Consider the following 24495-nt stretch of genomic DNA (forward strand, 5'->3'; position numbering starts at 1 on the left):
AGCTCTAAGTCCTTGTATTATCGCGTTTTCGAACGCAAAAGTGGTGTCCACTTTTGCTGAAAACACTCTAGCGCATCAGCCAGAGCGCGAGGAGACCACCGCCGCCGACGACAATCCGCCACCAGGCGAAGGGCGCAAAGCCGTGGCGGGAGACGAAGTTGAGGAGGTACCTGACCACCAGCGCGCCGACGACGAAAGAGGCGGCAAAGCCGATGGCGATGTTGAGCCCCAGGCTCATGTCGATCAGGTCGCGGCTCTTGTAGAGATCGTAGCCGAAAGCTCCGATCATGATCGGCAGCGCGACGAAGAAGGTGTATTCGGCCGCAGAGCGCTTGTCGGCGCCAAACAGCATGGCGCCTACCACCGTCGAGCCCGAGCGCGAGACGCCAGGGATCAGCGAAAGCATCTGGAAGAGGCCAATGATGAGGGCGAGGTGCCAGGGATAGCTGTATATGACCGTATAGCGAGGCTTGAGCTCCATCCGGTCGACTGCCAGCAGCACGAAACCCCCGACGAGAAGGCTGATGCAGATGACGAGCGGAGTTTCGTAGATCACGCCCTGGATGAAATCTCGAAAGAGCACGCCCGCCACAACTGCCGGCAGCGAAGTGAGGATGACGGCGACGGCGAAATGCCAGACCTGACCGTCGCCCTTCAATGCCGCGGCGATGAGCTGGCCGAGCTTAACGAAATAAACGGTGATGACGGCAAGGATCGCGCCGAGCTGGATGAGGACGACGAAGGTTGCCGGTTGGCTCAACCCGAAGAAGTGACCCGCGAGCAGCAGGTGGCCGGTCGAGCTCACCGGCAGGAACTCCGTGAGCCCCTCCAGGATACCGAGGATGAGCGGCACAAAAAGACCTTGATCGGCGTTCATGTCATTCTCTGTGATTTGCCGTGGTTCAGCAGGTGAAGCCGCTTCCCCTTTGTGCGGAACCGCTCTAAGTCAGTAGTGCAAGCGGCGTGGAGCGCAAGCTCTTAGCCCGATTTGCCGGGTGCCGCCAACGCTCGTTTCGGCATTGGTGGTCTTCGTTGAGTGAGCGAGACATGCCAACCCTCCTGCATCATCCCCTCGACCCTTCCGCCCGTATCGCCCGTCTGATGCTGGCCGAATATGGCGTGCCGGTCGACCTCGAGGAGATCAAGCCGTGGCTGCGCGAGCCCGACTTCCTCGATATCAATCCGGCCGCCTCCGTTCCGGTGCTCATCGAGGATGAGGCGATCTCGGCGGTTGGGCTGCTTGCCACGATCTTTACGGTCGAGGAGCGCCACGCGCCCTCGACGGTTGCCGGATTGTTGCCCCCGGTCGGCAGCGAGCGTGCCGAGATGTGGCGGCTTTTCGAGTGGGTGACAGGCAAGTTCAACGACGAGGTTACCCGCTACGTCCTTGAGGAAAAGATCGCCAAGCGTGACCAGCGCGGCTCGACCCCCGACACCGGCGTGCTGCGCGCGGCCAAAACCAATCTCCACGAGCATCTCCTCTATTTCGGCTGGCTGTTTGCCAGCCGCCGCTGGATCGCCGGCGACGAGATGAGCCTTGCCGACTTCGCATTGGCCGCGCATATCTCGACCCTCGACTATGTCGGCGACATCGATTGGGACGCGGCCGGCGAGATGCGCGACTGGTATTCGCGCATCAAATCGCGGCCGGCCTTCCGCACGCTGCTCAACGATCGTGTCATCGCACTGCCGCCGCAGGCACGCTACGCGGATCTCGACTTTTAGCAGGCCGGCAGTCCGGCAGGTGGAATCAGCGCTCCTTCGGCGCTAAATACACTCCATGACCGAAACCCTTCTCGCCGAGCTAAAGGCCCGTGCCCACGCGCTTGGCTTTGACGCCTTCGGCGTCGCCCGGGCCGATGCGCGGCCCGACTTGCCCGAAAAGCTTCAGGCAGCGATTGCTGCCGGCTGGCACGGCGACATGGATTGGATGGAGGAGACCGCCGCGCGCCGCGCGCAGCCGGAAGGACTGTGGCCCGGTGCGCGCTCGATCATCCTCCTCGGCCTCAATTACGGACCGGACAGCGATCCCCTGGCACTTCTCGAAGAGAAATCCAGGGGCTCGATCTCGGTCTATGCCCGCAACCGCGACTACCATGACGTCATCAAGGGCAAGCTCAAGGAACTCGCCGGCCTTCTCGCCCGCCGCTCGGGGGCCGAGGTCAAGGTCTTCGTCGATACCGCTCCGCTGATGGAAAAGCCGCTGGCGGAGGCGGCGGGCCTCGGCTGGCAGGGCAAGCATACGGTGCTGGTCAGCCGGGAATTCGGCTCCTGGCTCTTTCTCGGCGCCATCCTCACCAGCGCAGAGCTTCCTGCCGACGATCCGCATGCTGAAAGCTGCGGCTCGTGCCGGCGCTGCCTCGACATCTGCCCGACCGACGCGTTTCCAGCCCCGTTCCAGCTCGATGCCCGGCGATGCCTTGCCTACCTCAACATCGAGCACAAGGGGCCGATCCCGGTAGAGTTCCGCAAAGCGATGGGCAACCGCATCTATGGGTGCGACGATTGCCTCGCCGTCTGCCCCTGGAACAAGTTCGCCAGCGTCACCCGCGAGGCCAAGCTCGCGGCTCGCGGCGACCTCGAGCGCCCGGCGCTAGCGGACCTCGCAAAGCTCGACGACGCCGGCTTTCGCACGCTGTTTTCCGGCTCGCCGATCAAGCGCATCGGCCTTGCGCGGTTCCTGCGCAACGTCCTCATTGCCATCGGCAACAGCGGCGATGCCGATCTGCTGCCGCTCGCCGAGGCGCGCCTTGCCAATCCCGATCCGCTGGTCCGCGGCGCGGCAGTTTGGGCGGTGAGACGCCTTGCTCCGCAGCGGTCCCATCAACTCGCCCTTGCCTATCTGCCCGGGGAAGGCGATACGAGCGTCCGGCAGGAGTGGACGCAGGACCTCTAGATGAACCTCTTCGTCTTCGGCATGGGCTATTCGGGCCTGGCGAGCGCCAGGGCCTTGCGCGCTCGTCATCCCTCTTCCGCCATCGCCGGCACCAGCCGCACGAGCGAGGGTGCCCAGGCGCTGACGCGGCAAGGCTTTACCGGCCACGTCTTTTCCGGCGAATCGCCGGGAGAAACCCTTGGCGAGGACCTCAGGGCCGCAACCCACACCGTTCTTTCCATCGCTCCCGGCCCCGCTGGCGACCCGGCGCTCCTCCATCACCGGGCAGAGCTCGATGCGGCGCAAGACCTCGAGTGGCTCTGCTATTATTCGACTATCGGCGTCTATGGCGACCATGGCGGGGACTGGATCGACGAGACGGCGCCGCTCAGGGCCACGAGCGAGCGCAACCGGCGACGGATCGCGGCAGAGGCGGAGTGGCGCGGCTATGCGCTCGAGCGCGGCGTGCCCCTCTGCATATTGCGCCTTGCCGGCATCTATGGGCCCGGCCGCTCGGCATTCGAGAAGATCGCCTCGGGCACGGCGCACCGCATCGTCAAGCCCGAACAGGTGTTCAACCGTATCCATGTCGAGGACATCGCCCGGGTGAGCGCGCTCGCCGCGGAGGCGCGGCTCGCCGGCACCTACAATCTCGCCGATGATCTGCCCGCTCCGCCGCAGGACGTTGTCGCCTGTGCCGCCGAGCTCGCGGGCGTCGCACCTCCCCCGGAAATACCGTTCGAGACCGCCGATCTCACGCCCATGCAGCGCTCGTTCTATGCTGACAATAAGCGGGTCTCCAATGCCGGCATCAAGGATAGGCTCGCCATCGCCCTCCTTCACCCCGACTACCGGCAAGGTCTTGCGGCCATCCATTCCGGGGGCTGACCATGAGTGCGGTGCAGCCGGCGAGGTCCGAGCCCGACCGTCCGATCAGCGATCTCTTCCACGTCAGCGAAGAGGGCGACATCGACCGTTTCGTGCCGCGCCCTTCGGACTATACCGACCACCCGGTCGTCTGGGCGATCCACAAGAATCGTCTGTGCAATTACCTGCTGCCGCGTGAGTGCCCGCGCGTCACCTTCTATGCGCATGAGAGCACCGCGCCAACCGACATCGAGCGCTTCCTCGGCGACGACCGCATCGTTGTTGCCGTCGAGCAAGGATGGCTCGATCGCATCAAAGCTACGAGCCTCTTCGTTTATACGATGCCGGAAGCGCCTTTCGTCCTCAAAGACGCGAATGCCGGCTATTGGGTGAGCAGTGAGCCGGTGACGCCGCTCGCCCGCGACCAGCTCTCGGACCCGCACGAGGCCATGGCGGCGCGCGGCGCGACGCTCAGAATCCTGCCTTCGCTCTGGCCGCTGCACGATGCGATCGCCGCCTCGAGCCTCAAGTTCTCCATGATCCGCATGCGCAGTGCTAGCGCGCGATTGATTTGAGGGATCAAATCGATCGCTCTCATTTTTTGTTGTCGCGTTTTCGAACCGCAAAAGTGGTATCCACTTTTGCTGAAATCGCTCTATCCCTCGATCAGGTGCGCGATCGCGTCGGTCAGGCGCTTGAGGTCTTCCTCGCGGCTGAGGCGATGATCGCCATCGGGAATGAGGGTCAGCGTAACGGGGTCGTGCAGCAGGTGGGTCGTCAGCCGGATGGCGTGTTCCTGGGGCACGTCCGGATCCTGTCCGCCCTGCAGGATCGTTACCGGGCAGCCCGTCTCGATGACGCCGCCAAGCATCAGATGGTGCCGTCCGTCCTCGATCAGCGCCCGGGTGATGCGGTAGGGTTCGTCGGAGTACTGGCTCGGCCGGTCGACATAGCCGTTGTTGACCAGGTCCTCCATCTGCCGCGGCGAAAACTCCTTCTTCATCAGTTCCTCGGTCATGTCGGCCGCAGGCGCGATGAGTACGATGCCTTTCAGCCGGCGCTGGCCGTCCTTGAGCAACGCGCGCGCCAGCAGCAGCGCGATCCAGCCGCCCATGGACGAGCCGACGAGGATCTGCTCTCCGGCCGTCAGCTCGAAGACCGCCCGCGCCTCTTCGAGCCAGCGAGTGATCGTTCCCTTGTCGAAATCGCCGCCCGAGACACCGTGGCCGGAATAGTCGAAGCGGGTCACGGCGCGGCCGTTCTCGGCCCCGTAGCGGTCGAGGGTCATGGCTTTGCTGCCCGCCATGTCGGATCTGTACCCAGCGAGCCAGAAGAGGCCGGGGGCCCGGCCCGGGCGGTGTTCGACGGCGATGCGCCGAGCGGCATCCCCCTCGCCGACCGCCAGGTCGATCCGCTCGATTGCACCCTCGATTGCGTTCATGGCCTCGCCTTTCCTGGAGCGCGATGCAAACTGATTGACATCATTTCGCGCGCTCCAGCTTTCTGTTGTCGCGGGATTTTCGCGAATACCGGTTCCCACTTTTCGCATCCCGCTTTAGCCGTCATCTGCCTCATGGCCGGTTCCTCGCCAAAGCGCAACCGCCCCACAAGAGCGCAACTAGCAGCGATCTTTCCCGTTTGCCTGTTGACTTATGCCGGGCGGAACACGATTTTATGGCCGATTTCACCCGCATGCTTATCAGCAGAAGGATCGCTTGCCATTCGCCGTCCCATGAGACCCGTCACGCCCCAGAAGGAGGGGCCGCCCGCAAACGAGGATATCACCTCCCCCGACGTTCAGCTTATCGATGCCGAAGGCGAGAACCGCGGTATCGTTGGCACGCGCGAGGCTATGGCCGAGGCTCAGGAGGCCGGCCTCGACCTCGTCCTCATCGCGCCCAATTCCAATCCGCCGGTCGCCAAGATGCTCGATCTCGGGCGCTTCAAGTATGCCGCCCAGAAGAAGGCCGCTGAGGCGCGCAAGCGCCAGAAGGTGATCGAGGTCAAGGAAATCCAGCTGCGTCCGAACATCGATACGCACGACTACGAAACCAAGATGAAGGCGGTGCAGCGGTTTATCGGCGAGGGCGACCGGGTCAAGGTCACCATGCGCTTCCGCGGCCGCGAAATGGCGCACCAGGAACTCGGCATGCAGCTCCTCGTCAAGGTCAAGGACCAGATGGAAGCGATCGCCAAGGTCGAGAGCCAGCCGCGCTCGGAAGGCCGGCAGATGGTGATGGTGCTGGCGCCCAAGTGAGGCGACAGTATCTGTGTAAATAAAGAAGCGGGCCGGAAGGCCCGCTTTTTTGTTCGCCTTACGACGCTGGAGCGGGAGCCAGGTGTTCCGGAGCGAACGGCTCGCGCGGTCGGGGCCGGCGAATTGCTGCAATGCTTCAGGCCGCCGACGCCTTCTCTACCTCGGCAGCGAAGGGGATCGCTGGCTGAGCGCCGGGCTTGAGGCAGGCAAGGCTTGCCGCGACTGCCGCGCGGCGCATGGCTGCCTCGAGGCCGAGTCCGGTGTCGAGCCCAGCGGCGAGATAGCCGCAGAAGGTATCGCCGGCCCCGACCGTGTCGACCGGTGTCACCTTCATCGCCGGCGCGTGGAAGAGCCTCTCGGGCGTTGCCGCCCTGGCCCCGTCAGGCCCCAGCGTCACGATCACCGTCTGTCCATGCCTTTGCGCCCAGTCGCGCATGGCCGCATCGAGTTCGTCGATGCCGCGCCCCGAAAGCAGGGCGAACTCTGTCTCGTTGGCAACGAGGATGGCGGCTTTGCCCGCAATCTGCGGCGTCGTTTCGAGGAAGGGTGCCGTATTGAGGATGGCGGTGATGCCCTTCGCCCTGGCGAGATCGAGCGCGCGCTCGGTCGCCGCCTGCGGTATCTCCTGCTGCAGCATCAGGATATCGCCAGGCTCCATCGCCGCCACCGCCGCGTCGGCGTCCTCGGCCGTCAGCGTGCCGTTGGCGCCCGGCAGGACGGCGATGACGTTCTCGCCATGGTCATCGACGAAGATCATGGCGATGCCCGTCGCCGCATCGGCGGTCTTGAGCGCCGAGAGATCAACGCCGTCGGTCTTGAGGAAGGCCAGTGCCGGCTCGGCGAAGGCGTCGGCGCCCACCGCCGAAACGTGCCGGACCTCGGCACCGGCCCGGCGCGCGGCCAGTGCCTGGTTGGCTCCCTTGCCGCCCGCGGCCATCGAGAAGGTGCCGCCCGCAACGGTCTCGCCGGGCTTTGGCAGGCGCGAAACAGTGCCGACCTGGTCGAGATTGGTCGAGCCGAATACGGTGATCACTTGAGGGCCTTTTCGATGGTGTTCCAGTTGCGCATGGTCTCGATGCGACCCTTGCCAACCTGCTCGTCGAGGGATTTGCCAATCCTGTCAAGGCCTTCGCCATAGCGCCCGTTGGGCAGGCGATGGGCAAGGAAATAGATGTCGCGCCGGTCGATGCGCAGGACATCGAAATCGCCCGGCACGCCTTCGAGATTGATGCCGGCCGGCAGGTCGCGGTCGAACATCAGGATATAGCGCTTGACGTCAGCCTGTGGATCGAGGCCGGCGAAAGGATCGGCGGCAAGCATCGCCTCGAGATCGGCGCGGCTTCTCAGCACCACGCCGACGGGAAAGCCGAAGCGCTGTTCCAGCGCCCTCTCCAGCCGTTCCTTGAGGTCCCCGGCTTCCGCGGCCTCGAAACGCACGTTGCCGCTGGCAAGGATCGTCTTGACCTCGGTCCACCCCATGTCCTCGAGGCAGGCTTTGAGGTCCGCCATCTTCATCTGTCGCTTGCCGAGGTTGATACCGCGAAGGAAAGCAACGTGGAGGCTCATTTGGACGCGGCCTTGCGGGGCGGCGGATTGGCGTGGAGGGTCTCGCCGCGCGCGAGCATCTCGACAAAGGTGCGGATCTTCTTTTCGCGGCCGGCGGCGGTCTTGAGGGTCACCAGCCGGAAAGCCAGGGCGAAGCGGTTCTGCCTGTTGAGCGTGTCAAAGGTGGCGAGCGCGGCCGGGTCGGCCTCGATCGCCTTCATCAGGTCGTCCGGTATCTCCATTTTGGAGCCCGCGGCATAGGCTGCATCCCAGCGCCCGTCGGCCTTGGCCGCGTCAACCTGCGCCTGGCCCGGCGGGCGCATCCGGCCCGCTACGGTCAGACGTTCGATATGGTCGCGGTTGATCTGGCTCCAGATGCTTTTCCTGCCGCGCGGGGTATAGCGCTGGAGGAACGCCTTGTCGTCCAGGCCCTTGCGGATCCCGTCGATCCAGCCCCAGCACAGCATCACGTCCAGCGCCTCTGCGATGGTGACAGAGGCAACTCCCGACCCTTTCTTGTAGACTTTGAGCCAGATTTCGCCGGCGCTGTCGTGGTTGCGTGAGAGCCATTCCTCCAGACTCGCGGCGTCCGCAAAACTCATGATCGCTTCGGGGTTCGGCACGACCGGGGCCATCTAGGCCTCCGCCCGCCCGGCTGCGACGACCCGCTCCAGCGCCGGGTCCAGCGCGTCGGAGGCCGGCAGCGTGATGCCGAAGGTGGTCGACAGCACCTCCTTGACTTCGCCCACGTCCAGGAGATTGCGCCGCTCGACGAGCGCACCGTCGCGATAGCTCGAGAGCCGCGTACCGGAGAGGCTGTGGCGCTCGTTCTTGGGCGCAATCGCGGCGCCGAGCCCGGCGCGGAACTGCGAGGCGGGGTCGGTGGAGAGCACAGTGTTGATCGGCCGATAGTCGGCTTCGCCGAATTCCTCGAGGGTGAAGGTATAGAGCAGGCGCCAGTCCTCGCCGATCCGTGCCTCCAGGTGCCAGGTGCCGTCCTTATCAAGGAAGCGGAAGGTTTCGTGCGGAGTTGCCTGCTCGGCCCCATCGCGCAGCCGGAGGGGCCCCGTCAGCGTCAGGCTGCCGAAGCCGACATCGGCGATGTAGGTCTGGCCGGAGATATCGACCGCGATGAGCATGTGGGAAACGGGGCGCACCGCATCGGGCGGGTGGTTCCACATGACGCGCGCGCCGAGGGTCTTGACCGAAAAGTCGAGGTCGGCGAGCACGCGCATGAACAAGATGTTGTGCTCGAAGCAGTAGCCGCCGCGCCTGTCGGTCAGGAGCTTTTTCTCGAGGCTCTTCTGGTCAAGCTCGACGGGCAGGCCGAGGAGCGGGTTGAGGTTCTCGAAGGGAATCACCGCCGGGTGCAGGGCATGCAACGTCTCGAGCGTTGCCAGGCTGGGGGCGATGGAGCCGGAAAAGCCGATACGCTCGAAATAGGCGTTGAGGTTGACGGTTTCGCTCATGAAGAGTCCTTGCGGCTGTTTCGGACCGCGCCACTATGGTCACCACGAGCGCGTTTGTCACTGCGCGTCGGCAGGGCCGACGCGGCTCATTCTCGAAATGCGGTGATCGGCCCGCTCGGCCGAGGGGCGAGGCTCCCGACCCGTCAGCCCTGCTGTTTGCGCACGCGGATGACGACGTCGACATGGGTGACGGTCATGCCCTTGGGCGGATGCGGCATGGTGTTGAACACCACCGAAGCGGCAGGGATATCAATCATGCGCTGTTCGTCCTCCACGTAAAAGTGATGGTGATCGGAGGTGTCGGTATCGAAATAGGAGCGGGAGGCGTCGACAGGCACCTCGCGCAAAAGCCCGGCCTCATGGAATTGGTGCAGCGTATTGTATATGGTGGCAAGCGAGACGTTGACCTTGGCGGTCAGCGCTTCGCCGTGCAGCTCCTCGGCGCTCACATGACGGTGCGGGCCGCCGAACAGCAGTTCGGCCAGCGCGATACGCTGGCGCGTGGGCCGCAACCCGGCCATCCGGAGCACCGCCGTCAGGCACGGCTTGCGCGAGGGTACGGGTTTTGCGGTCTCGGTGCGGTCTACCATTGGGTCCTTTGCGACGGGAAAAGGGCCGATTTTCATCGAGGTTCTTATAACGGCAGGCCGGCCGGGGCACAAGCGGCAGGCCGGGGCACGCGGTGGCGGGCGCTATTGACCCCCATCCCGCACCCCTCTATCAGAACGCCGATTGGTTAATCGAGGGGCAATGGATGGCCGAGCGCAGGCACCAATACAGCTACGAGGAGCTTCTGGCCCACGGGCGGGGCGAACTGCCGGACCAGAAAGATGCGCGCCTGCCGGCGCCACCCATGCTGATGTTCGACCGGATCACCCACATCGAGGGCGAGGGCGGGGCCTTCGGCAAGGGCTATGTCACGGCCGAACTCGACCTTCATCCGGGCCTGTGGTTCTTTGCCTGCCACTTCATCGGCGATCCGGTCATGCCCGGTTGCCTCGGGCTCGATGCGCTCTGGCAGATGACCGGGTTCTTCCTCGGCTGGTCGGGCTCGCCCGGCCGGGGACGGGCGCTCGGCGGCGAGATCAAATTCACCGGACAAGCCACCATCGACAAGAAACTTTTGGAATATCGCATCGACATCAAGCGCCACATGCGTTCGCCGCTCCCGTTCGGCATCGCCACGGGGGAGGTCAAGGCGGACGGAGAAGTCATCTATGTCGCCGAAAATCTCAGGGTCGGCCTCATTCCTGTCGAATGAATTGCCGGTACTGAAGGGAAGGGTTCAGGGCGAGGTCAAGATGAGACGAGTCGTCGTAACCGGCATAGGGATCATATCCTCGATCGGCAACAACGTGGCCGAGGTCATTGAAAGCCTCAAGGCCGCCAAGTCCGGCATTGCCTTTGCCAAGGACTATGCCGACCTCAATTTCCGCTGCCAGGTGCACGGAGCCATCAACCTCGACCCGTTCGAGGTTCTGGAGCGGCGCGTCACCCGCTTCATGGGCAAGGGGGCGGCCTGGAACTACATCGCCATGCAACAGGCGATCGTCGATGCCGGCCTCGAAGAGGCCGAGATCTCACATCCGCGCACCGGCATCGTCATGGGTTCGGGGGGAGCCTCGACCCGCACCATCGTCGAGGCCGCGGACGTGACGCGCGAGAAGGGCCCCAAGCGCATCGGACCACTCGCCGTGCCCAAGGCCATGGGCTCGACCGCCTCGGCCACCCTCGCCACCACGTTCGGCATCAAAGGGGTCAACTACACCATCACCGCAGCCTGCGCGACTTCGAAGCACTGCATCGGCAATGCCTATGAGCAGATCCAGCTCGGCAAGCAGGATATCGTCTTTGCCGGCGGCCACGAGGATCTCGACTGGACGCTCTCGAACCTCTTCGATGCCATGGGCGCCATGTCCACCCGGTTCAACGATACGCCGGCCACCGCCTCGCGGCCCTATGACGCGGACCGCGACGGCTTCGTGATCTCGGGGGGCGCGGGTGTGCTGGTGCTCGAGGAGCTGGAGCACGCCAAGGCCCGCGGAGCCCGGATCTGGGCCGAAGTCGTGGGTTATGGGGCAACGTCGGACGGGCTCGACATGGTCGCGCCCTCGGGCGAAGGCGCCGAGCGCTGCATGCGCATGGCGCTCGAGAACGTCAAGCAGCCCGTCGACTACATCAATCCGCACGCGACCTCGACCCCGGTCGGGGACCTCAAGGAAATCGAGGCTATTCGCGCCGTCTTCGGCAATGAGGACAAGTGCCCGCCGATCTCGGCGACCAAGGCGTTGACCGGCCACTCCCAGGGCGCCACCGGTGTCCATGAGTCGATCTATTCGATCCTGATGATGCGCGAACGCTTCATTGCCGAGAGCGCCCATATCGAAAACCTCGACCCGGCCTTCGCCGACATGCCGATCTTGCGTCAACGACGCGACAACGTGGATCTGGGCGTTGTGCTCTCCAACTCCTTCGGGTTCGGGGGCACCAATGCGGCGCTGGTGTTCAGGCATCCCGACGCGTGATCTGTCAGCGCGGGGTTGCAAGCATCCAGTCGCCATAGGGCTGGTCGATGATCATTCGCCAGTTGCCATCCGACTGACGGCGCAGCACGGCTATAGACAATCCCCGGTCGGTGAGCGGGGTCCCGTCGGGCGCGGTGCCCTCCATTGTCCATGGCGCCAGATGCAGGGCGATGTCGCCGGCTTCGACAACCTGTTCGTCAAGGAACCGGAATTGAGGCGCGATGGCGGCGAGATCGGCGAAGAACGCGCTGAGATCGGTGCGACCGCTGACGGGCTCCTCAGGCCTGCCCATCACTACGGCCCCCTCCTCGTACGTTGCAAGGACACCCTCGACATCGGCGCGGGACAGAGCGTCTGCCATCGTTTCGATGGTCGCGAGGATCAGGGCGTGGCTGTGAATTTCGCGGTCCTGAGCTGAAGTGGGTATGACGGTGCAGGTGCACGCCAAGGCGAATAGGCCCAGGCCAATGGTTGCTGAATACATGATGGCGATCTCCGATGGTGACATCGACCGATTAGCACTGGGCCATGTCAGAAAACGGCAGTGTCAGTCGCCTGTCAGCCCGTCCTCCACGCGCCATTGCCGCATCAGCTCCTGCCGACGCGCTGGATAGCGTTCGCGGGTAAAGTGGACCGGCCCGATGCGGTCGGTTCGGAAGTGTCTGATACCGCCGCGCAGCTCGCACCAGGCCCCGATTAGCCGCACGGAATCGAAGTAGCCGATCATGAACGGCCATATTCGGCGGTTTGTGCTTTGGCCGGTCTCGCCGCGGTAAACGATCTCAATCACGTGGTGATCGCGGATGGCAGCACGAACCGCGCCCAGGTCAACGGCGTCGGGCAATGGATGTGCAGGTGGACCGGCAAGCGATGTGCTCGACATCATAGTCCGGGCCTTCTCGGGCGGCAGAACGGCCTCTATCTTGGCGCGCAGGTTCGCTGCAGAGGCCGCGAGGCCCGGATCCGCCCGGTCATGCACCCAGTCGAGCCCGAGGCAAAGCGCGTCGATCTCGTCGCTCGTCAGCATGAGCGGCGGCAATACGAAACCGGGCTGCAGCACATAACCGAGCCCTGGCGCACCATCGATAGCCGCACCCTGCGCCCGCAATGAATCGAGATCACGATAGAGCGTGCGGATGCTGATGCCGAGCTCTCGCGCAAGCGCCGGACCGCTCACCGGTCGTCGATGGCGTCGCAGTAATTCGAGCAGGGCCAGCAGCCGCTCCGCCCGGGACATCAGCCGGCCCCATCCCCGAACGCGATCTCGCTGAACCGCGCCGTCTTGCCGTCATAAACCAACAATCGGCCGATCAGTGGATCGCCGAGGCCGGCGATCAGCTTGACAGCCTCCATTGCCATCAGCGCACCGATCACGCCGGTCAACGGCCCAAGGATGCCCGTCGCCTCGCACGTCGGCAGGTCGTCGTCGTCGATGCCATCGGGATAGAGGTCGGCAAAGCGCGGACCCGGCGTACCGTCGGCGCGTTCAAGGTGAGGGGCAAAGACCGTCACGTGTCCGTCGAACATCGATACCGCACCTGAAACCAGCAGAATCCCCGCGGCCTCGCACGCCTCCGCCACGGCCTTGCGGGTGGCGAAATTGTCGGTACCGTCGAGGACCAGATCATAGCCGCCAACGATCGTGGCGGCGTTGCCGGCATCGACCTTGAGGTCGTGGACCCTCAGATCGACGTGCGAGTTGAGGGCAGCGGCAAAGCCGGCCGCGCTTTCCGCCTTGCCCGCCCCGACGGCATCGGCCCTGTGGATCACCTGTCGCTGCAGGTTGGAGAGCGCGACGCGATCGTTGTCGGCGATGCCGAGCGTGCCAACGCCGGCCGCGGCAAGATAGGCGATGGCGGGGCTGCCCAGCCCTCCGGCGCCAACGATCAGCACTCGCGACGCCTTCAATGCCTGCTGGCCCGGCCCTCCGAAGCCCTTGAGCACCAGGTGCCGGGCATAGCGGCGGGTTTCTTCTGGCGAGAATGCCATATCAGTGGCCCAGCGGCACAGCGAGGAACCGCCGGTCGGGACCCTCGAAGCCGCCGGGATAGACCGAAAGGATGGCGATGACCGCCTCGAGGTCGGGCGCGTCCATCGGCGCGACGATCGCGTGGATGCGATAGTCGAACGGACAGCCGCGCGAGCGGGGTACGCGTTCGTCACGGTGGACGAGTCGTTCGCCGTCGGGGCCGGCAAGCGTCAACGCGTATCCGAGCGGAGCCTGCTCAAACCAGTCCTGACAGGGCTCGCCCGCTGGTGCCTCGAATGTTTCGAGGTCGAGGCGATAAGACTCAATGACCGCGCCCCGTTCGTAGCTCGGCCGCCCGAAGTCGAGCGTCTTGGCCTCGGCATCCATTTCACCGTCACCGACCAAGGCCCAGACATCCGCTGGCGCTTCAATGGCGGTCAGCGCCGCCTTTGCCTCGGTCCGCGCCTCCCGCCTCGCGTCCGCCAGCCCGGCGGCTTCGTCCTCGATACGCACGCGCACGGGTGTCCCTGGCGCCCAGCCGTCGGTCTCGACGTCGATCACATAGACATTGGCATAGGGAAACCCGGAGCCGTCCTGGATGCCGAACTCCTCGAAGGCGAAATAGCGCGCGTCGGGCGAATAACCGATGACGTCGAGAAGCGCCCGGTCGCCCGCGCAGGCGATACCAGCGAACCCGACGGTCAGCGCCGCCGCGACACTAGCCCGTGCGATGGCCCGTCGAGCCGAAGCCGCCACTGCCGCGAATCGTTTCATCGAGATCAGCCTCCTCCTGAAAGCGTGCCGCGCTTACCGGCGCCACCACCATCTGGGCGATGCGGTCGCCGCGGCGGATGACGAACGGCTCGTCGCCCAGATTGATGAGGATGACCTTGACCTCGCCGCGATAGTCGGCATCGATCGTGCCGGGCGAATTGAGGACCGTCACGCCGTGCCTCGCGGCCAGCCCCGAGCGCGGACGCACCTGCGCCTCGTAACCAGGGGGCAGCGCGATCGAAAAGCCGCAGGGCACCAGCGCCCGCCGGCCGGGCGCCAGCAACAGGTCTTCCTCAGGCGGCAGCGCCGCGGCGAGGTCCACCCCGGCTGCATCCGCCGTCTGCCGCTCGGGAAGGGCGAGGCCGCGACCGTGGTCGAGCCAGGAGAGGGCGATGGTCACCTCTTGCGCCACGGCTAGCGAATCCTGACGACCGCGTAGAGCTCGGCAGGCAGGTCGACGGTGCCGTTGATGATATCAAGGAAGGGGATGACCGTCTCGGCCGCGCCGTCCGCGGCCTTGCCCATGTTGGTCTCGGTAACGGTACCGCCGGAAACGCGCACGGTGATGGCATGTCCGGTAAAGAAGGCCTGCATCATCTGCTTTGTCTCCTCGTCCATCTGCTCCTCGGCGCCGATATCTGCGGCCATGTCGCTGGTGTCGAGCGCGACGCGCACGAGCCCCGGCCCCGCTCGCGTGAAGGTCACGCCCGTATCCCCGCCGTCGCCGAGATCGAGGTCGGCAAAGGCGCCCTCCTCGACGAGCACGCAGGTAGCGCTGCCGTCGGCGTTCTCGGTCAAGTCGCCGTCGGCGCAGAATGAGTCCGCGTCGGCGGTCTCCTCGCTCTCTTCGCTCATCTTGACCATGGAATAGAAGTCGGCGCCCATCTCCTGGGTCATGGTGGCGCGAGCGGTGGTCTCGCTCAAGAGCTCGATGTCGACCTTGGCGTCGATGCAGCCGGCAAGGCCGAGGGCGAGCGCCACGATGCCGGCAATCCGCGCCGGCAATCCGAATATACCGATGGTCATTGGTTTTGCTGTCTCCCGCTCGCGGCGGATCGGCCGCGTCTGGCCTGCAATCTATTGGCTCGCCCCGATCACGGCAAGCCGGCGTCAGAGACGCGACGTATCCCACTCTTTGCGTTCCCGCGTTTCCAACTGCAAAAGTGGTACCCATCCTGGATCAAGTCCAGGACAGGCTTTGCGCGGAGACGCTAGGGAAAGACCAGCCGCCAGATGGCGAGAACCAGGGCGATGAGCCCCAGCCAGGCGAGGCTCATCGTCATCCACGGACGGATGAGCTGCGGCCGGCGGCGGCGCGCCTCCTGGTCGGCAAGCACCGCCTCGGCCTCCCTGAGGATCACCGGCACCCGGCGCGCTGCATCGGCCAGGGTCCTCAACCCATCGCGCACGTCCTCGATCCGCCCCAGCGGTCCGGCCTCGCGCCGCACCCAATCGCCGACCACTGGCTCGGCGACCGTCCAGATGTCGAGATCAGGGTCGAGAGCACGTGAGACACCTTCGACGAGCACCATGGACTTCTGCAATAGCACCAGTTCGGGCCGCGTCTGCATGTCGAAGAGCTCAGTGATGGCAAAGAGCTGGCCGAGGACCCTGGCCATCGAGATGTCGCTGGCGGTTCGTCCGTGCAGCGGTTCGCCGATCGAGCGGATAGCCAGGGCGAAGTCGTCGACCGACTGATTGGCGGGCACGTAGCCGATCTCGAAGTGTCGCTCGGCAACCATGCGGTAGTCGCGGGTGATGAAGCCGTAGAGGATATCGGCAAGGAACCGCCGTTCGGCGCGACTGATGCGTCCCATGATGCCGAAGTCGACGGCCATGACGTCGCCGGTCCTGGGATCGGCAAAGAGATTGCCCGGATGCATGTCGGCATGGAAGAAGCCGTCACGGATGGCATGGCGAAGGAATGACTGCAACAGGTTGCGCGCCAACGCCTTGCGATCGATGCCGGCTGCATCGAGCGCGGCATGGTCGCGGATGGGGATGCCGTCGATCCAGCTCGTGGTCAGGACATTCTGGCCGGTGTGGTCCCAGCTGACAGCCGGGATGGCAAAGCCTGGATCATCCTTGATGTTGCCGGCGAATTCGGAGATCGAGGCGGCTTCGAGCCGCAGATCGAGCTCGAGCCTTGCCGAATGATCGAGGGTGCGCACCACATCGATCGGCCGCAGGCGGCGTGTTGCCGGCACGAAGCGCTCGATGAAGCGCGCGGCGGTATAGTAGCTCTCGAGGTCGGCGCGGAAGCGCTCGGCGACGCCGGGGCGCAGGAGCTTGACGGCAATCTTGCCGCGGCGCTTCAGGCGCGCGGCGTGCACCTGCGCGATCGAGGCGGCGGCAATCGGCGGGGTAATGTCGATGAGGTCCGCAGCCTTCTCGCCCAGCGCCTCGGCGAGGATGGCGGGCACGAGGGCGGCATCGAACGGCTCCATCCTGTCCTGCAGGGCGGCGAGGTCGTTGGCGATCTCGGCGCCGACGATGTCCGGGCGCGTGGCCAGGGTCTGGCCGAACTTGACGTAGGTAGGCCCCAGGCGATTGAGAGCGCGCGTCAACCGCTCGACCCGTCCGGTACGCCGGACCGAAGGCCGTTCGATAAGCCGGGCGAAGGCGATGGCGAACCGCAGCGGGCCGGGCAGGGCCGTCACATCAGGAATGGAAAAAGCGCCCTCGCGCGCCAGCACATAGCCGGCGCGGGCGAGGCGGAAATAGGCGGCGAGACTCACCTCGAGCTTCTCATCGGCTAGAGCTTCCAGGCGCTGTGGAGGGCAGCGACGCTGCCGGTCATCGCGGTGTGCGTGACGCGCCGGAAGCCGGCTTTACCGACCAGGCCGCTGAAGGCCTCCGGGGTCGGGAACTTACGAATCGATTCGACGAGGTAGCTATACGGGGCCGCGTCTCCGGTCACCACCCGCCCCATGGGCGGGATCACCCGATCTGAAAAGAGCCGGTAGAGTGCGTCGAACCCCGGCACATCCGCCTGCGAGAACTCGAGCACCAGCAGCCGGCCCCCACGTTTCAGGACTCGGTGCGCCTCGGCCAGCGCCTTGTCGATGCGCGGCACGTTGCGGATGCCGAAGGCGATCGTATAGGCATTGAAGCTCGCGTCGGCAAACGGCAGTTCCTCGGCATTGGCCTCAACGAAATTCACCTGCGCCGGAAACCGCCAGCTCCTGGCCCGCGCCTCACCAACCTTGAGCATATCGGCGTTGATGTCGGCCACCGTCACCTGCGCAAAGCCAACCGAGGCGTTGACGATCCGCTCGGCGATGTCGCCGGTGCCGCCAGCCATATCGAGCACCCGATAATCGCGGCTGCCGGCCTTGGGCGGGCTGAGCTCGGCGACCAGGGCGTCCTTCCAGAGCCGGTGGACCCCAAAGCTCATCAGGTCGTTCATCAGGTCGTAGCGTGCGGCGACCTTGTCGAAGACCTCGTTGACAAGGCCCTGCTTGTCCCCGATAGCGACGGTCCTGTCGCCGAAATGCGTCGTCTCTTGGCTCTCGGTCATCCGGAAAGGACCTTGCTGTTGATCGGCGCGCACCATAGCGGCAGAGGCGGCGCTTTTCCAATGCGCAAAGCCGATCAGGGTGAAGGGGTTTTTGTCGCATGCCGGAATTGCCCGAGGTCGAAACGGTCCGCCGCGGCCTTGCCCCCTATCTCACGGGTGCGCGCATTGCCGCCGTCGCCCTCAACCGGGCCGACCTGCGCTTCGCCTTCCCTGCCGACCTTGCGACTGCGCTGGTGGGCGAGACCGTCACCGGCGTTGGCCGCCGGGCCAAATACCTGCTCATTGCTCTGTCGAGCGGAGAAACGGTGCTCAGTCACTTAGGGATGACCGGCGCCTATCGTTTCGCTTTCGGCGGGCCTGCCGAGCCGACGCGCCATCACCGCGTGCCCGGCGGACACGACCACATGGTCTGGTCGCTCGTCCATCCCGACCATGGCGCCTTCGACCTTATCTATTCGGACACACGCCGCTTCGGCTTCATAGACCTCCTCTCAGACCCCGCCGAAAACCCCTATCTTGCCGGCCTTGGCCCGGAGCCCCTTTCCAACGCCTTCGATGCTCCTTATCTCGCCGCCCGTCTTGCCGGCCGCAAAGCGCCGATCAAGACGGCCCTGCTCGACCAGCGCATCATTGCCGGGCTCGGCAATATCTATGTGTGCGAGGTGCTCTACCGCGCCCATATCCTGCCGACGGTTCCGGCCGGCGACCTCGTTGCCGGTGATGGGCGGCCCAAGCCGCCGCTCGAGGATCTGGTGGCGGCGATCCGTGCAGTGCTGGCCGAGGCGATCGCGGCCGGCGGATCGACATTGCGCGATTTTCGCGCCGCCGACGGCGAGCGCGGTTATTTCCAGCACAGCTTTACCGTCTACGACCGCGAAGGCGAACCCTGCCTCACGCCCGGCTGCCGGGGCACCATCGCGCGCATCGTCCAGTCGGGGCGCTCGAGCTTTTTCTGCCCGGTCTGCCAGAAGTCGGCGGAGTAGAGCGCACGATCTGATTGAATCAAACTGCGCGCTCAATTTTTTGCCGCGAGATTCTTCGCAAAAACCGGTACCCACTTTTTTGCATCTCGCTCTAGGTGCCGGCCGCGGGCCGATTCCAGTTGACGGGGGGGAACCATGGCGGTATAGACCCCGCGACTTGGCGGCAGGCAATGCCGCCGCTTTCATTTTGACCCCGGCTGTCTGCCGCGCATGCCAAAGCGCCTGATCGCCGGATGTACCGCGTCCAGAGGACATTCATGGCCAATACTCCTTCCGCCAAGAAGGCCACCCGCAAGATCGAAGCGCGCACCGCGATCAACAAGTCGCGCCGCTCGCGCATCCGCACCTTCATCCGCAAGGTGGAGGAGGCCATCGCTTCGGGCGATCACAAGACCGCTACCGAAGCGCTGCGCACCGCCGAGCCCGAGATCGCGCGCGCGGCGTCCAAGGGAATCGTCCATGCCAACACGGCCGCCCGCAAGGTGTCGCGCCTGAACCACCGCGTGAAGGCCCTGGCCGTCTGAGCCGAGCCGGCGCCCCACGGGGGGCGTAAGATGCGAACGACGAAATCGGGCCCTTCGTGGGCCCTTTTTCATGGGCTGAGGCACGCAAAGCTTTTTCTTGCGCGACAGCTCTGTGACACAAACGCAACGTTTTCTTAACAGCGTTCTTCCGGCTCGGCTCGGGCCGCATTGTGGCGCGTTTACAATGAGATAAGGGGCGGCTGGGACAACACGTCGCAGGGCCTCATCTACATAATGCGGACCGATCCGGAATAATTTTTTTAACCATCCGCCGCCCCGATGCACTCGAATCTGCGTTGAGTCACAACCGCTTGGTTCGGGGGCTTTTGCGGCGGTCGTGGGGGTCAGATTTTTGACTACAGAGTCAAGCCCCATTTTCAACGATTCACGTGTTGCGGGGCCCAAAACCCCACACTAAAATGCCTCCCGTCAGCTCAAGTAGAGCGGGTCGAAAGAGCACGCCAAACTGGGTTGAGTTAGTATCGGGGGCTACATTCAGGGGTCAGTCGAGGCGATTCGCCTCGCTGTTTGAATTCAGTCAAGTGTATTCGTCACCCACCGTCTGTTTGTGGGGATGGTGGAATATTGCCGATATTGGCAAAGTATTGTCTCTGACCGTTCGGTCAGGTTCAAATAAGGTTCTGGATGGCGAGCGCGGGCCGCAAGGTTTCGCGAAAGGGTGGTGTTGTCCGCTCTGCCGCCCGGACCTTGCCGGTAACGGCGCATGCACGGGGACTGGGGCGGCCACGCCCGGCAATGAAACGAGAACGAGGCAAGGGATAATCGATGAACCAGCAGGCGGCAGCCGGAAGGGATGATCGGAATGAGACCGGTCTTTCCAAAGTCAACCAGAACGCGCTCGAGCAATCTGACGAGTTCCGCGCTATGAGCGGGGACATGTCCGAGGCGGACGGACGAGCGCTCTGGGCGCGTGTGCGGGCGCGCATTAAGGCGGCAGTCGGGGAGGACGTCTTTGCCAGTTGGTTCGCGCGGATCGAGCTCGAGGAGATCGTGGGCGATCTCGCGCATCTTTCGGCCCCGACCCGCTTCCTCTGCTCCTGGGTGCAGTCCAACTACTCGGACCGCATCCTCGAGGCCTTCCGGCAGGACGCGGCCGAGATCGCCCGGCTGCAGATCACGCTGCGCATCAATGGCCAGGCGCGGGTGAAGCTCGCGCCGCCGCCGGCCGACGCACCAGGCCGGGAAGCGGCAAGTGCGCCCCAGCCCGCCCCAGCCACGCCGCGTCTCGTACGCGACAACAGTGCACAGAAGGGCGACGCCCTCTCGGGTAGTGCGGTCGACCCGCGCATGACGTTCGCGACGTTCGTTGCCGGCACCCCCAACGAGATTGCGCTCGGGGTTGCCAAGCAGGTCGCCAATGCCGTCACCAGCGGCACCGTCAGCTTCAATCCCGTCTATATCCATTCGACAGTGGGACTCGGCAAGTCGCACCTGCTCAATGCCATCGCCCATGCGGCGATCTCGGCCGACGCCACGCGCAACGTCGTCTACCTGACGGCCGACCACTTCATGTATCATTTCATCACCGCTGTGCAGCGCCAGTCCGCCATTGGCTTTAAGGAGTGGCTGCGCCGCGTCGACCTTCTGCTCATCGACGACATGCAGTTCCTGCAGGGCAAATCCGCGACCGAGTTCGGCCATACGCTGGGCACCCTGCTGACGGGCGCCAAGCAGGTGGTGGTTGCGGCCGACGCGCCGCCGCGCGACCTCGAAATGCTCGACGAACGCGTGCGCTCGCGGCTTTCGGGCGGGCTCGTCGTTCCGATCACCGGCTTCGATTTCGACCTGCGCCGTTCGATCGTCCAGCGCCGCGCCGATCAGGCGAGCGAGCGTTTCGGCATGCACTTCCCGGCACCGGTCATCGACTATATCGCGCGCGCCGTTGTCAGCCATGGGCGGGACCTCGACGGGGCGGTCAACCGATTGGTCGCCGCCAACCAGCTGACGGGCGAGCTCATCACCGTGCCACTCGCCGAAAAGACTTTGGGTGACCTCATCCGCGCCCGCGAAACCCGGCGTGTGCGGATAGAGGATATCCTGCGGATCGTGTCGCGCCACTACAAGGTGCCGCGCAATGAACTCCTCTCTTCGCGCCGCTCGCGCGACGTGGTGCGTCCACGCCAGATCGCCATGTACCTGGCCAAGGCATTGACCTCCCGGTCGCTGCCCGAGATCGGCCGGCGCTTTGGCGGACGCGACCACACCACGGTTCTGCATTCAGTCCGCAAGGTCGAGCAGATGATGCGCGACGATGGCGAACTCTGCCAGGAGATCGAGCTCCTCAAGCGCATGCTCGAGGATTAACCGGCTGCTGACGCACTCTGTTTCTGCCTGGGCCTAGAGCGCCCGGGCAGGATCGGCGCGAGCTTCACCACAGTCATGCCGACACGTTTCTGGTGATGACCGCGCGACCGGTTCCGGCGCACACCTTGCACGCAGATCTCAAGGAACGCACCCATACCCCTGGAAGAGCTCGCCTCCGGCATGGCCGTGCCGGCCAGGGATAAATGTCGCCACCTCGCTGGATATTCTGCGACCCCCAGAGCGGCATCTGGCGTCAGGATGCGGCTTGCTCCTCGAGCACCCGCTTCCCAGCGGTTTGCGGTGGGCAAACGCGCGCTGCACTTGCGTTTGACGCAACAACTTGTAAAGGTCTCGGCCCCGGTCGGACAGGGTTTGTTCTCCGTCTCGGACAGCCGTGAAGTATCAGGAAAGTCGCCCGAATGAAGGTCACGCTCGAACGCAACCACCTGTTGAAGTCGCTGGGTCATGTCCATCGCGTCGTCGAGCGCCGCAATACCTATCCCATTCTCGCCAACGTCCTGATCAAGGCAAGCGAGGACCGGCTCGAGCTGCGTGCCACGGATCTCGACATCGAGGTGACCGAGAGCGTGCCGGCCATGGTCACCACCCCGGGCACCACCACCGTTCCCGCCCACACTCTCTACGAGATCGTCAGGAAACTGGCCGACGGGGCGGAGGTGAAGCTCGAGACCGAGGGCGAGCAGATGCTGCTGACGTCCGGGCGTTCGCGTTTTCACCTGGCATGCCTGTCGCCCGACAGCTTCCCGGACCTGAAGTCGGGCAGCTTCGGCCACACCTTCTCCATTCCGGCCGCGATGCTGCGCGAATTGATCGAGCGCACCCAGTTCGCCATCTCGACCGAGGAAACGCGCTACTACCTCAACGGCATCTATCTCCATACGATCGAGAACAGCAAGACGGGGCTGGTGCTGCGCGCGGTCGCCACCGACGGCCACCGCATGGCGCGCGCCGAGACCGACGCGCCTGAGGGGTCTTCGGGCATGCCCGGCATCATCGTGCCGAAAAAGACCGTGGGCGAAGTGCAAAAGCTTCTCGACGGAGCAGACGGCGACGTCAGTGTCGAGGTCTCGGATACCAAGATCCGCTTCACGCTGGGCACTGTCGTGCTGCTCTCCAAGCTGATCGAAGGCACCTTCCCCGATTACGATCGGGTAACCCCCAAGAACAACGACAAGGAGATGACCGTCGACCGGTCGTCGTTCGCCACCGCCGTCGACCGCGTCTCGACCATCGCTTCGGAACGCGGCGGCAAGGCGGTCAAGCTCTCGGCCCGCGAGGGGCAGCTCGAGCTCTCGGTCACCAATCCGGACCACGGCACGGCGAGCGAAGAGCTTGCCGTCACCTTCGACACCGACGGCTTCGAGATCGGCTTCAACGCCCGATACCTCCTCGACATCGTCGGTCAGATCCGCTCGGAAAGCGCGGTCTTCCTCTTCAACGACGCCGGCTCGCCCACCCTCGTCAAGGAAGAGGGCGACACCAAGTCACTTTACGTCCTGATGCCGATGCGGGTGTAGGAGGAAGTGAGTAGCGAATAGCCAATAGCAGGCCCGATGCGTTCCTCTATTCGCTACTCCCTGTTCGCTATTCGCTGCCCGCCATCCGCTATTGGCTGCCGATGATCCGCCACATCTCACGCCTGCGTCTGACGGCCTTTCGCAACTACCTCTCGGCCGCGCTCGATCTCGATTCCCGCCATCTGGTGCTGACCGGACCCAACGGGGCGGGCAAGACGAATCTGCTCGAGGCCATCTCCCTGCTCTCGCCCGGGCGAGGGCTCAGGCGCGCGAGCTTTGAAACCGTGCAGGCCCAGGGCAGCGACATGCCGTGGGCAGTCGCAGCGACGGTCGAGACCGAGGATGGCCCGGCCGATATCGGTACGGGCGGGGCGGCCGGCGACGGCGCCCGGCGGGTGCGCATCAACGGGGCCAATGTCCGATCGGTCGAGGCGATGAGCGACTATCTGAGGGTGCTCTGGCTGACACCTGCAATGGACGGGCTCTTTGCCGGGCCCGCCAGCGATCGGCGGCGCTTCCTCGACCGGCTGGTCACGACTCTCATCCCCGGCCATTCGGGCGCCGTTTCCGACTACGAAAAGGCGATGCGCGCCCGCAACAAGCTGCTCGAAGAGCAAGGCGATCCGCGCTGGCTCGATGCGGTCGAGACCCAGCTCGCCGAGACCGCTGCGGCCGTCCACCTTGCGCGCACCGACAGCCTTGCGCACCTGCAGACGCTGATCGCCGAAAGCCTAGAGGATCCCAACTTTCCCGCGGCCGAACTGGCACTCACCCCATTGTTCGAGGACCGGCCCGAACCCGTCGCCTCGACGGCGCTCGAAGCCGAGCTCAAGGGGGTCTGGGCGGCCTCGCGCCACCTTGATCGGGCTGCAGGACGCACCATATATGGACCACACCGCGTCGATCTCGAAGTCACCTATGCCCAGAAGGGCGTGCCGGCGGCGTTGGGGTCGACCGGCGAACAAAAGGCGCTCCTCATCGGCCTCATCCTCGCCCATGCCCGTCTCGTCAAGCGCCGAACGGGTATCGCTCCGTTCCTGCTCCTCGACGAAATCGCCGCGCATCTCGATCCGGACCGCAGGCGGGCGCTGTTTGGTGCGCTTGATGCTCTCGGAACCCAGTGTTTCCTTACCGGCACGGACCAGATGCTCTTTACCGCCCTTGAGGCGCGGGCGCAGCGGGTAAGGGTCGAGGACGGTCGATGGATTCCGGAACATTGAAAACCTTGCCGCTTCTCCCCTGCAAACCAGCCTGAAACGGCCATTTTACTTGGGCAAGCTCTCCCGATCCGCTAGAACGGATTGACCGGTTAAATCCCTGATTC

27 protein-coding genes are annotated in these 24495 nt (G+C 64.8%); 12 read left to right on the forward strand and 15 right to left on the reverse strand.

Translation table 11 applies throughout. From position 1 onward, the window contains the following. Positions 1 to 67: 67 nt before the first annotated feature. The gene (locus QQK18_RS03395; RefSeq protein ID WP_284338871.1) at positions 68 to 877 is read right to left on the reverse strand and encodes an undecaprenyl-diphosphate phosphatase; all 810 of its coding nucleotides are present in this window, start codon (positions 875 to 877) and stop codon (positions 68 to 70) included. A gap of 170 nt (positions 878 to 1047) precedes the next feature. Here QQK18_RS03395 and QQK18_RS03400 point away from each other — a divergent pair, with 170 nt between their 5' ends. The 4 genes from QQK18_RS03400 to QQK18_RS03415 are packed head-to-tail and all read left to right on the forward strand — an operon-like array spanning position 1048 to position 4317. Further along, positions 1048 to 1725: a glutathione S-transferase family protein gene (locus QQK18_RS03400; RefSeq protein ID WP_284338872.1), complete on the forward strand. Its 678-nt coding sequence runs from the start codon at positions 1048 to 1050 to the stop codon at positions 1723 to 1725. 55 nt (positions 1726 to 1780) lie between these two features. Further along, positions 1781 to 2896, forward strand: coding sequence for a tRNA epoxyqueuosine(34) reductase QueG (gene queG, locus QQK18_RS03405; protein WP_284338873.1), 1116 nt, complete (start codon positions 1781 to 1783; stop codon positions 2894 to 2896). Next, positions 2897 to 3763, forward strand: coding sequence for an SDR family oxidoreductase (locus tag QQK18_RS03410; protein ID WP_284338874.1), 867 nt, complete (start codon positions 2897 to 2899; stop codon positions 3761 to 3763). It begins immediately after the preceding gene. Between the two features lie 2 nt (positions 3764 to 3765). Continuing rightward, positions 3766 to 4317: a DUF6886 family protein gene (locus QQK18_RS03415; RefSeq protein ID WP_284338875.1), complete on the forward strand. Its 552-nt coding sequence runs from the start codon at positions 3766 to 3768 to the stop codon at positions 4315 to 4317. An 80-nt stretch (positions 4318 to 4397) separates the two neighbouring features. Here QQK18_RS03415 and QQK18_RS03420 read toward each other — a convergent pair whose 3' ends face one another. Further along, on the reverse strand, positions 4398 to 5183 hold the full coding sequence (locus tag QQK18_RS03420; protein WP_284338876.1) for an alpha/beta hydrolase: 786 nt from the start codon (positions 5181 to 5183) through the stop codon (positions 4398 to 4400). A 279-nt stretch (positions 5184 to 5462) separates the two neighbouring features. On the opposite strand from QQK18_RS03420, the gene infC reads away from it, so the two are divergent. Then, positions 5463 to 5999, forward strand: a complete 537-nt coding sequence (gene infC / locus QQK18_RS03425) for a translation initiation factor IF-3 (RefSeq protein WP_284338907.1) — start codon at positions 5463 to 5465, stop codon at positions 5997 to 5999. A gap of 136 nt (positions 6000 to 6135) precedes the next feature. On the opposite strand, the gene QQK18_RS03430 is transcribed toward infC, so the two are convergent. The 5 genes from QQK18_RS03430 to irrA form a co-directional block, all read right to left on the reverse strand. Beyond that, entirely contained in the window at positions 6136 to 7032 is an 897-nt protein-coding gene (locus tag QQK18_RS03430) for a ribokinase (protein ID WP_284338877.1), read from the reverse strand. Further along, a complete protein-coding gene (locus QQK18_RS03435; RefSeq protein ID WP_284338878.1) occupies positions 7029 to 7565 on the reverse strand; it encodes a DUF1697 domain-containing protein in 537 nt (178 codons plus the stop codon). The genes QQK18_RS03430 and QQK18_RS03435 overlap by 4 nt, the downstream gene beginning before the upstream one ends. After that, positions 7562 to 8179, reverse strand: a complete 618-nt coding sequence (locus QQK18_RS03440; protein WP_284338879.1) for a YdeI/OmpD-associated family protein — start codon at positions 8177 to 8179, stop codon at positions 7562 to 7564. The genes QQK18_RS03435 and QQK18_RS03440 overlap by 4 nt, the downstream gene beginning before the upstream one ends. After that, positions 8180 to 9013 (reverse strand): arylamine N-acetyltransferase family protein, encoded by an 834-nt coding sequence (locus tag QQK18_RS03445; RefSeq protein WP_284338880.1) that lies wholly within the window; start codon positions 9011 to 9013, stop codon positions 8180 to 8182. It abuts the gene before it with no gap. A gap of 143 nt (positions 9014 to 9156) precedes the next feature. Continuing rightward, a complete protein-coding gene (irrA, locus tag QQK18_RS03450) occupies positions 9157 to 9603 on the reverse strand; it encodes an iron response transcriptional regulator IrrA (RefSeq protein WP_284338881.1) in 447 nt (148 codons plus the stop codon). Positions 9604 to 9767: 164 nt separating this feature from the next. On the opposite strand from irrA, the gene fabA reads away from it, so the two are divergent. Together fabA and fabB are read left to right on the forward strand one after the other, a co-directional pair. Next, a complete protein-coding gene (gene fabA, locus QQK18_RS03455) occupies positions 9768 to 10274 on the forward strand; it encodes a 3-hydroxyacyl-[acyl-carrier-protein] dehydratase FabA (protein WP_284338882.1) in 507 nt (168 codons plus the stop codon). Between the two features lie 40 nt (positions 10275 to 10314). Next, the gene (gene fabB / locus QQK18_RS03460; RefSeq protein ID WP_284338883.1) at positions 10315 to 11538 is read left to right on the forward strand and encodes a beta-ketoacyl-ACP synthase I; all 1224 of its coding nucleotides are present in this window, start codon (positions 10315 to 10317) and stop codon (positions 11536 to 11538) included. 4 nt (positions 11539 to 11542) lie between these two features. Here fabB and QQK18_RS03465 read toward each other — a convergent pair whose 3' ends face one another. From QQK18_RS03465 to ubiE, 8 genes are all read right to left on the reverse strand, one after another. Further along, positions 11543 to 12022 carry a YybH family protein gene (locus tag QQK18_RS03465; RefSeq protein WP_284338884.1) on the reverse strand — a complete coding sequence of 160 codons (480 nt, stop codon included), beginning with the start codon at positions 12020 to 12022 and terminating at the stop codon, positions 11543 to 11545. 63 nt (positions 12023 to 12085) lie between these two features. Next, positions 12086 to 12775: a helix-turn-helix transcriptional regulator gene (locus QQK18_RS03470; protein ID WP_284338885.1), complete on the reverse strand. Its 690-nt coding sequence runs from the start codon at positions 12773 to 12775 to the stop codon at positions 12086 to 12088. Beyond that, positions 12775 to 13527 (reverse strand): HesA/MoeB/ThiF family protein, encoded by a 753-nt coding sequence (locus tag QQK18_RS03475; RefSeq protein ID WP_284338886.1) that lies wholly within the window; start codon positions 13525 to 13527, stop codon positions 12775 to 12777. Before QQK18_RS03475 ends, QQK18_RS03470 begins: the two co-directional genes overlap by 1 nt. A gap of 1 nt (position 13528) precedes the next feature. Beyond that, positions 13529 to 14281 carry a DUF2259 domain-containing protein gene (locus QQK18_RS03480; protein WP_284338887.1) on the reverse strand — a complete coding sequence of 251 codons (753 nt, stop codon included), beginning with the start codon at positions 14279 to 14281 and terminating at the stop codon, positions 13529 to 13531. Continuing rightward, positions 14226 to 14693: a dUTP diphosphatase gene (gene dut / locus QQK18_RS03485; protein WP_284338888.1), complete on the reverse strand. Its 468-nt coding sequence runs from the start codon at positions 14691 to 14693 to the stop codon at positions 14226 to 14228. The genes QQK18_RS03480 and dut overlap by 56 nt, the downstream gene beginning before the upstream one ends. Positions 14694 to 14695: 2 nt before the next feature. Further along, positions 14696 to 15307 (reverse strand): hypothetical protein, encoded by a 612-nt coding sequence (locus QQK18_RS03490; protein WP_284338889.1) that lies wholly within the window; start codon positions 15305 to 15307, stop codon positions 14696 to 14698. Positions 15308 to 15492: 185 nt separating this feature from the next. Next, positions 15493 to 17019, reverse strand: a complete 1527-nt coding sequence (gene ubiB / locus QQK18_RS03495; protein WP_284338890.1) for a 2-polyprenylphenol 6-hydroxylase — start codon at positions 17017 to 17019, stop codon at positions 15493 to 15495. A 17-nt stretch (positions 17020 to 17036) separates the two neighbouring features. Next, a complete protein-coding gene (gene ubiE / locus QQK18_RS03500; protein WP_284338891.1) occupies positions 17037 to 17801 on the reverse strand; it encodes a bifunctional demethylmenaquinone methyltransferase/2-methoxy-6-polyprenyl-1,4-benzoquinol methylase UbiE in 765 nt (254 codons plus the stop codon). A gap of 98 nt (positions 17802 to 17899) precedes the next feature. On the opposite strand from ubiE, the gene mutM reads away from it, so the two are divergent. The 5 genes from mutM (at position 17900) to recF (ending at position 24391) form a co-directional block, all read left to right on the forward strand. After that, a complete protein-coding gene (gene mutM / locus QQK18_RS03505; RefSeq protein ID WP_284338892.1) occupies positions 17900 to 18784 on the forward strand; it encodes a bifunctional DNA-formamidopyrimidine glycosylase/DNA-(apurinic or apyrimidinic site) lyase in 885 nt (294 codons plus the stop codon). A gap of 257 nt (positions 18785 to 19041) precedes the next feature. Further along, positions 19042 to 19308: a 30S ribosomal protein S20 gene (rpsT, locus tag QQK18_RS03510; protein WP_284338893.1), complete on the forward strand. Its 267-nt coding sequence runs from the start codon at positions 19042 to 19044 to the stop codon at positions 19306 to 19308. Positions 19309 to 20205: 897 nt separating this feature from the next. After that, positions 20206 to 21633: a chromosomal replication initiator protein DnaA gene (gene dnaA, locus QQK18_RS03515; RefSeq protein ID WP_284338908.1), complete on the forward strand. Its 1428-nt coding sequence runs from the start codon at positions 20206 to 20208 to the stop codon at positions 21631 to 21633. Between the two features lie 419 nt (positions 21634 to 22052). Next, complete coding sequence (gene dnaN / locus QQK18_RS03520) at positions 22053 to 23171, forward strand: DNA polymerase III subunit beta (RefSeq protein ID WP_284338894.1); 1119 nt, start codon at positions 22053 to 22055, stop codon at positions 23169 to 23171. 101 nt (positions 23172 to 23272) lie between these two features. Further along, positions 23273 to 24391, forward strand: a complete 1119-nt coding sequence (gene recF / locus QQK18_RS03525; protein WP_284338895.1) for a DNA replication/repair protein RecF — start codon at positions 23273 to 23275, stop codon at positions 24389 to 24391. Positions 24392 to 24495 lie beyond the last annotated feature (104 nt).

It is taken from the genome of Devosia nitrariae, assembly GCF_030160115.1.
GTDB lineage: Bacteria > Pseudomonadota > Alphaproteobacteria > Rhizobiales > Devosiaceae > Devosia > Devosia nitrariae.

Bases quoted from the DNA above. Each gene is read 5' to 3' on its own strand.
- QQK18_RS03395 (WP_284338871.1), bottom strand. From the start codon at position 877: ATGAACGCCGATCAAGGTCTTTTTGTGCCGCTCATCCTCGGTATCCTG.
- QQK18_RS03400 (WP_284338872.1), top strand. From the start codon at position 1,048: ATGCCAACCCTCCTGCATCATCCCCTCGACCCTTCCGCCCGTATCGCC.
- queG (WP_284338873.1), top strand. From the start codon at position 1,781: ATGACCGAAACCCTTCTCGCCGAGCTAAAGGCCCGTGCCCACGCGCTT.
- QQK18_RS03410 (WP_284338874.1), top strand. From the start codon at position 2,897: ATGAACCTCTTCGTCTTCGGCATGGGCTATTCGGGCCTGGCGAGCGCC.
- QQK18_RS03415 (WP_284338875.1), top strand. From the start codon at position 3,766: ATGAGTGCGGTGCAGCCGGCGAGGTCCGAGCCCGACCGTCCGATCAGC.
- QQK18_RS03420 (WP_284338876.1), bottom strand. From the start codon at position 5,183: ATGAACGCAATCGAGGGTGCAATCGAGCGGATCGACCTGGCGGTCGGC.
- QQK18_RS03435 (WP_284338878.1), bottom strand. From the start codon at position 7,565: ATGAGCCTCCACGTTGCTTTCCTTCGCGGTATCAACCTCGGCAAGCGA.
- QQK18_RS03440 (WP_284338879.1), bottom strand. From the start codon at position 8,179: ATGGCCCCGGTCGTGCCGAACCCCGAAGCGATCATGAGTTTTGCGGAC.
- QQK18_RS03445 (WP_284338880.1), bottom strand. From the start codon at position 9,013: ATGAGCGAAACCGTCAACCTCAACGCCTATTTCGAGCGTATCGGCTTT.
- irrA (WP_284338881.1), bottom strand. From the start codon at position 9,603: ATGGTAGACCGCACCGAGACCGCAAAACCCGTACCCTCGCGCAAGCCG.
- fabA (WP_284338882.1), top strand. From the start codon at position 9,768: ATGGCCGAGCGCAGGCACCAATACAGCTACGAGGAGCTTCTGGCCCAC.
- fabB (WP_284338883.1), top strand. From the start codon at position 10,315: ATGAGACGAGTCGTCGTAACCGGCATAGGGATCATATCCTCGATCGGC.
- QQK18_RS03465 (WP_284338884.1), bottom strand. From the start codon at position 12,022: ATGTATTCAGCAACCATTGGCCTGGGCCTATTCGCCTTGGCGTGCACC.
- QQK18_RS03470 (WP_284338885.1), bottom strand. From the start codon at position 12,775: ATGTCCCGGGCGGAGCGGCTGCTGGCCCTGCTCGAATTACTGCGACGC.
- QQK18_RS03475 (WP_284338886.1), bottom strand. From the start codon at position 13,527: ATGGCATTCTCGCCAGAAGAAACCCGCCGCTATGCCCGGCACCTGGTG.
- QQK18_RS03480 (WP_284338887.1), bottom strand. From the start codon at position 14,281: ATGAAACGATTCGCGGCAGTGGCGGCTTCGGCTCGACGGGCCATCGCA.
- QQK18_RS03490 (WP_284338889.1), bottom strand. From the start codon at position 15,307: ATGACCATCGGTATATTCGGATTGCCGGCGCGGATTGCCGGCATCGTG.
- ubiE (WP_284338891.1), bottom strand. From the start codon at position 17,801: ATGACCGAGAGCCAAGAGACGACGCATTTCGGCGACAGGACCGTCGCT.
- mutM (WP_284338892.1), top strand. From the start codon at position 17,900: ATGCCGGAATTGCCCGAGGTCGAAACGGTCCGCCGCGGCCTTGCCCCC.
- rpsT (WP_284338893.1), top strand. From the start codon at position 19,042: ATGGCCAATACTCCTTCCGCCAAGAAGGCCACCCGCAAGATCGAAGCG.
- dnaA (WP_284338908.1), top strand. From the start codon at position 20,206: ATGTCCGAGGCGGACGGACGAGCGCTCTGGGCGCGTGTGCGGGCGCGC.
- dnaN (WP_284338894.1), top strand. From the start codon at position 22,053: ATGAAGGTCACGCTCGAACGCAACCACCTGTTGAAGTCGCTGGGTCAT.
- recF (WP_284338895.1), top strand. From the start codon at position 23,273: ATGATCCGCCACATCTCACGCCTGCGTCTGACGGCCTTTCGCAACTAC.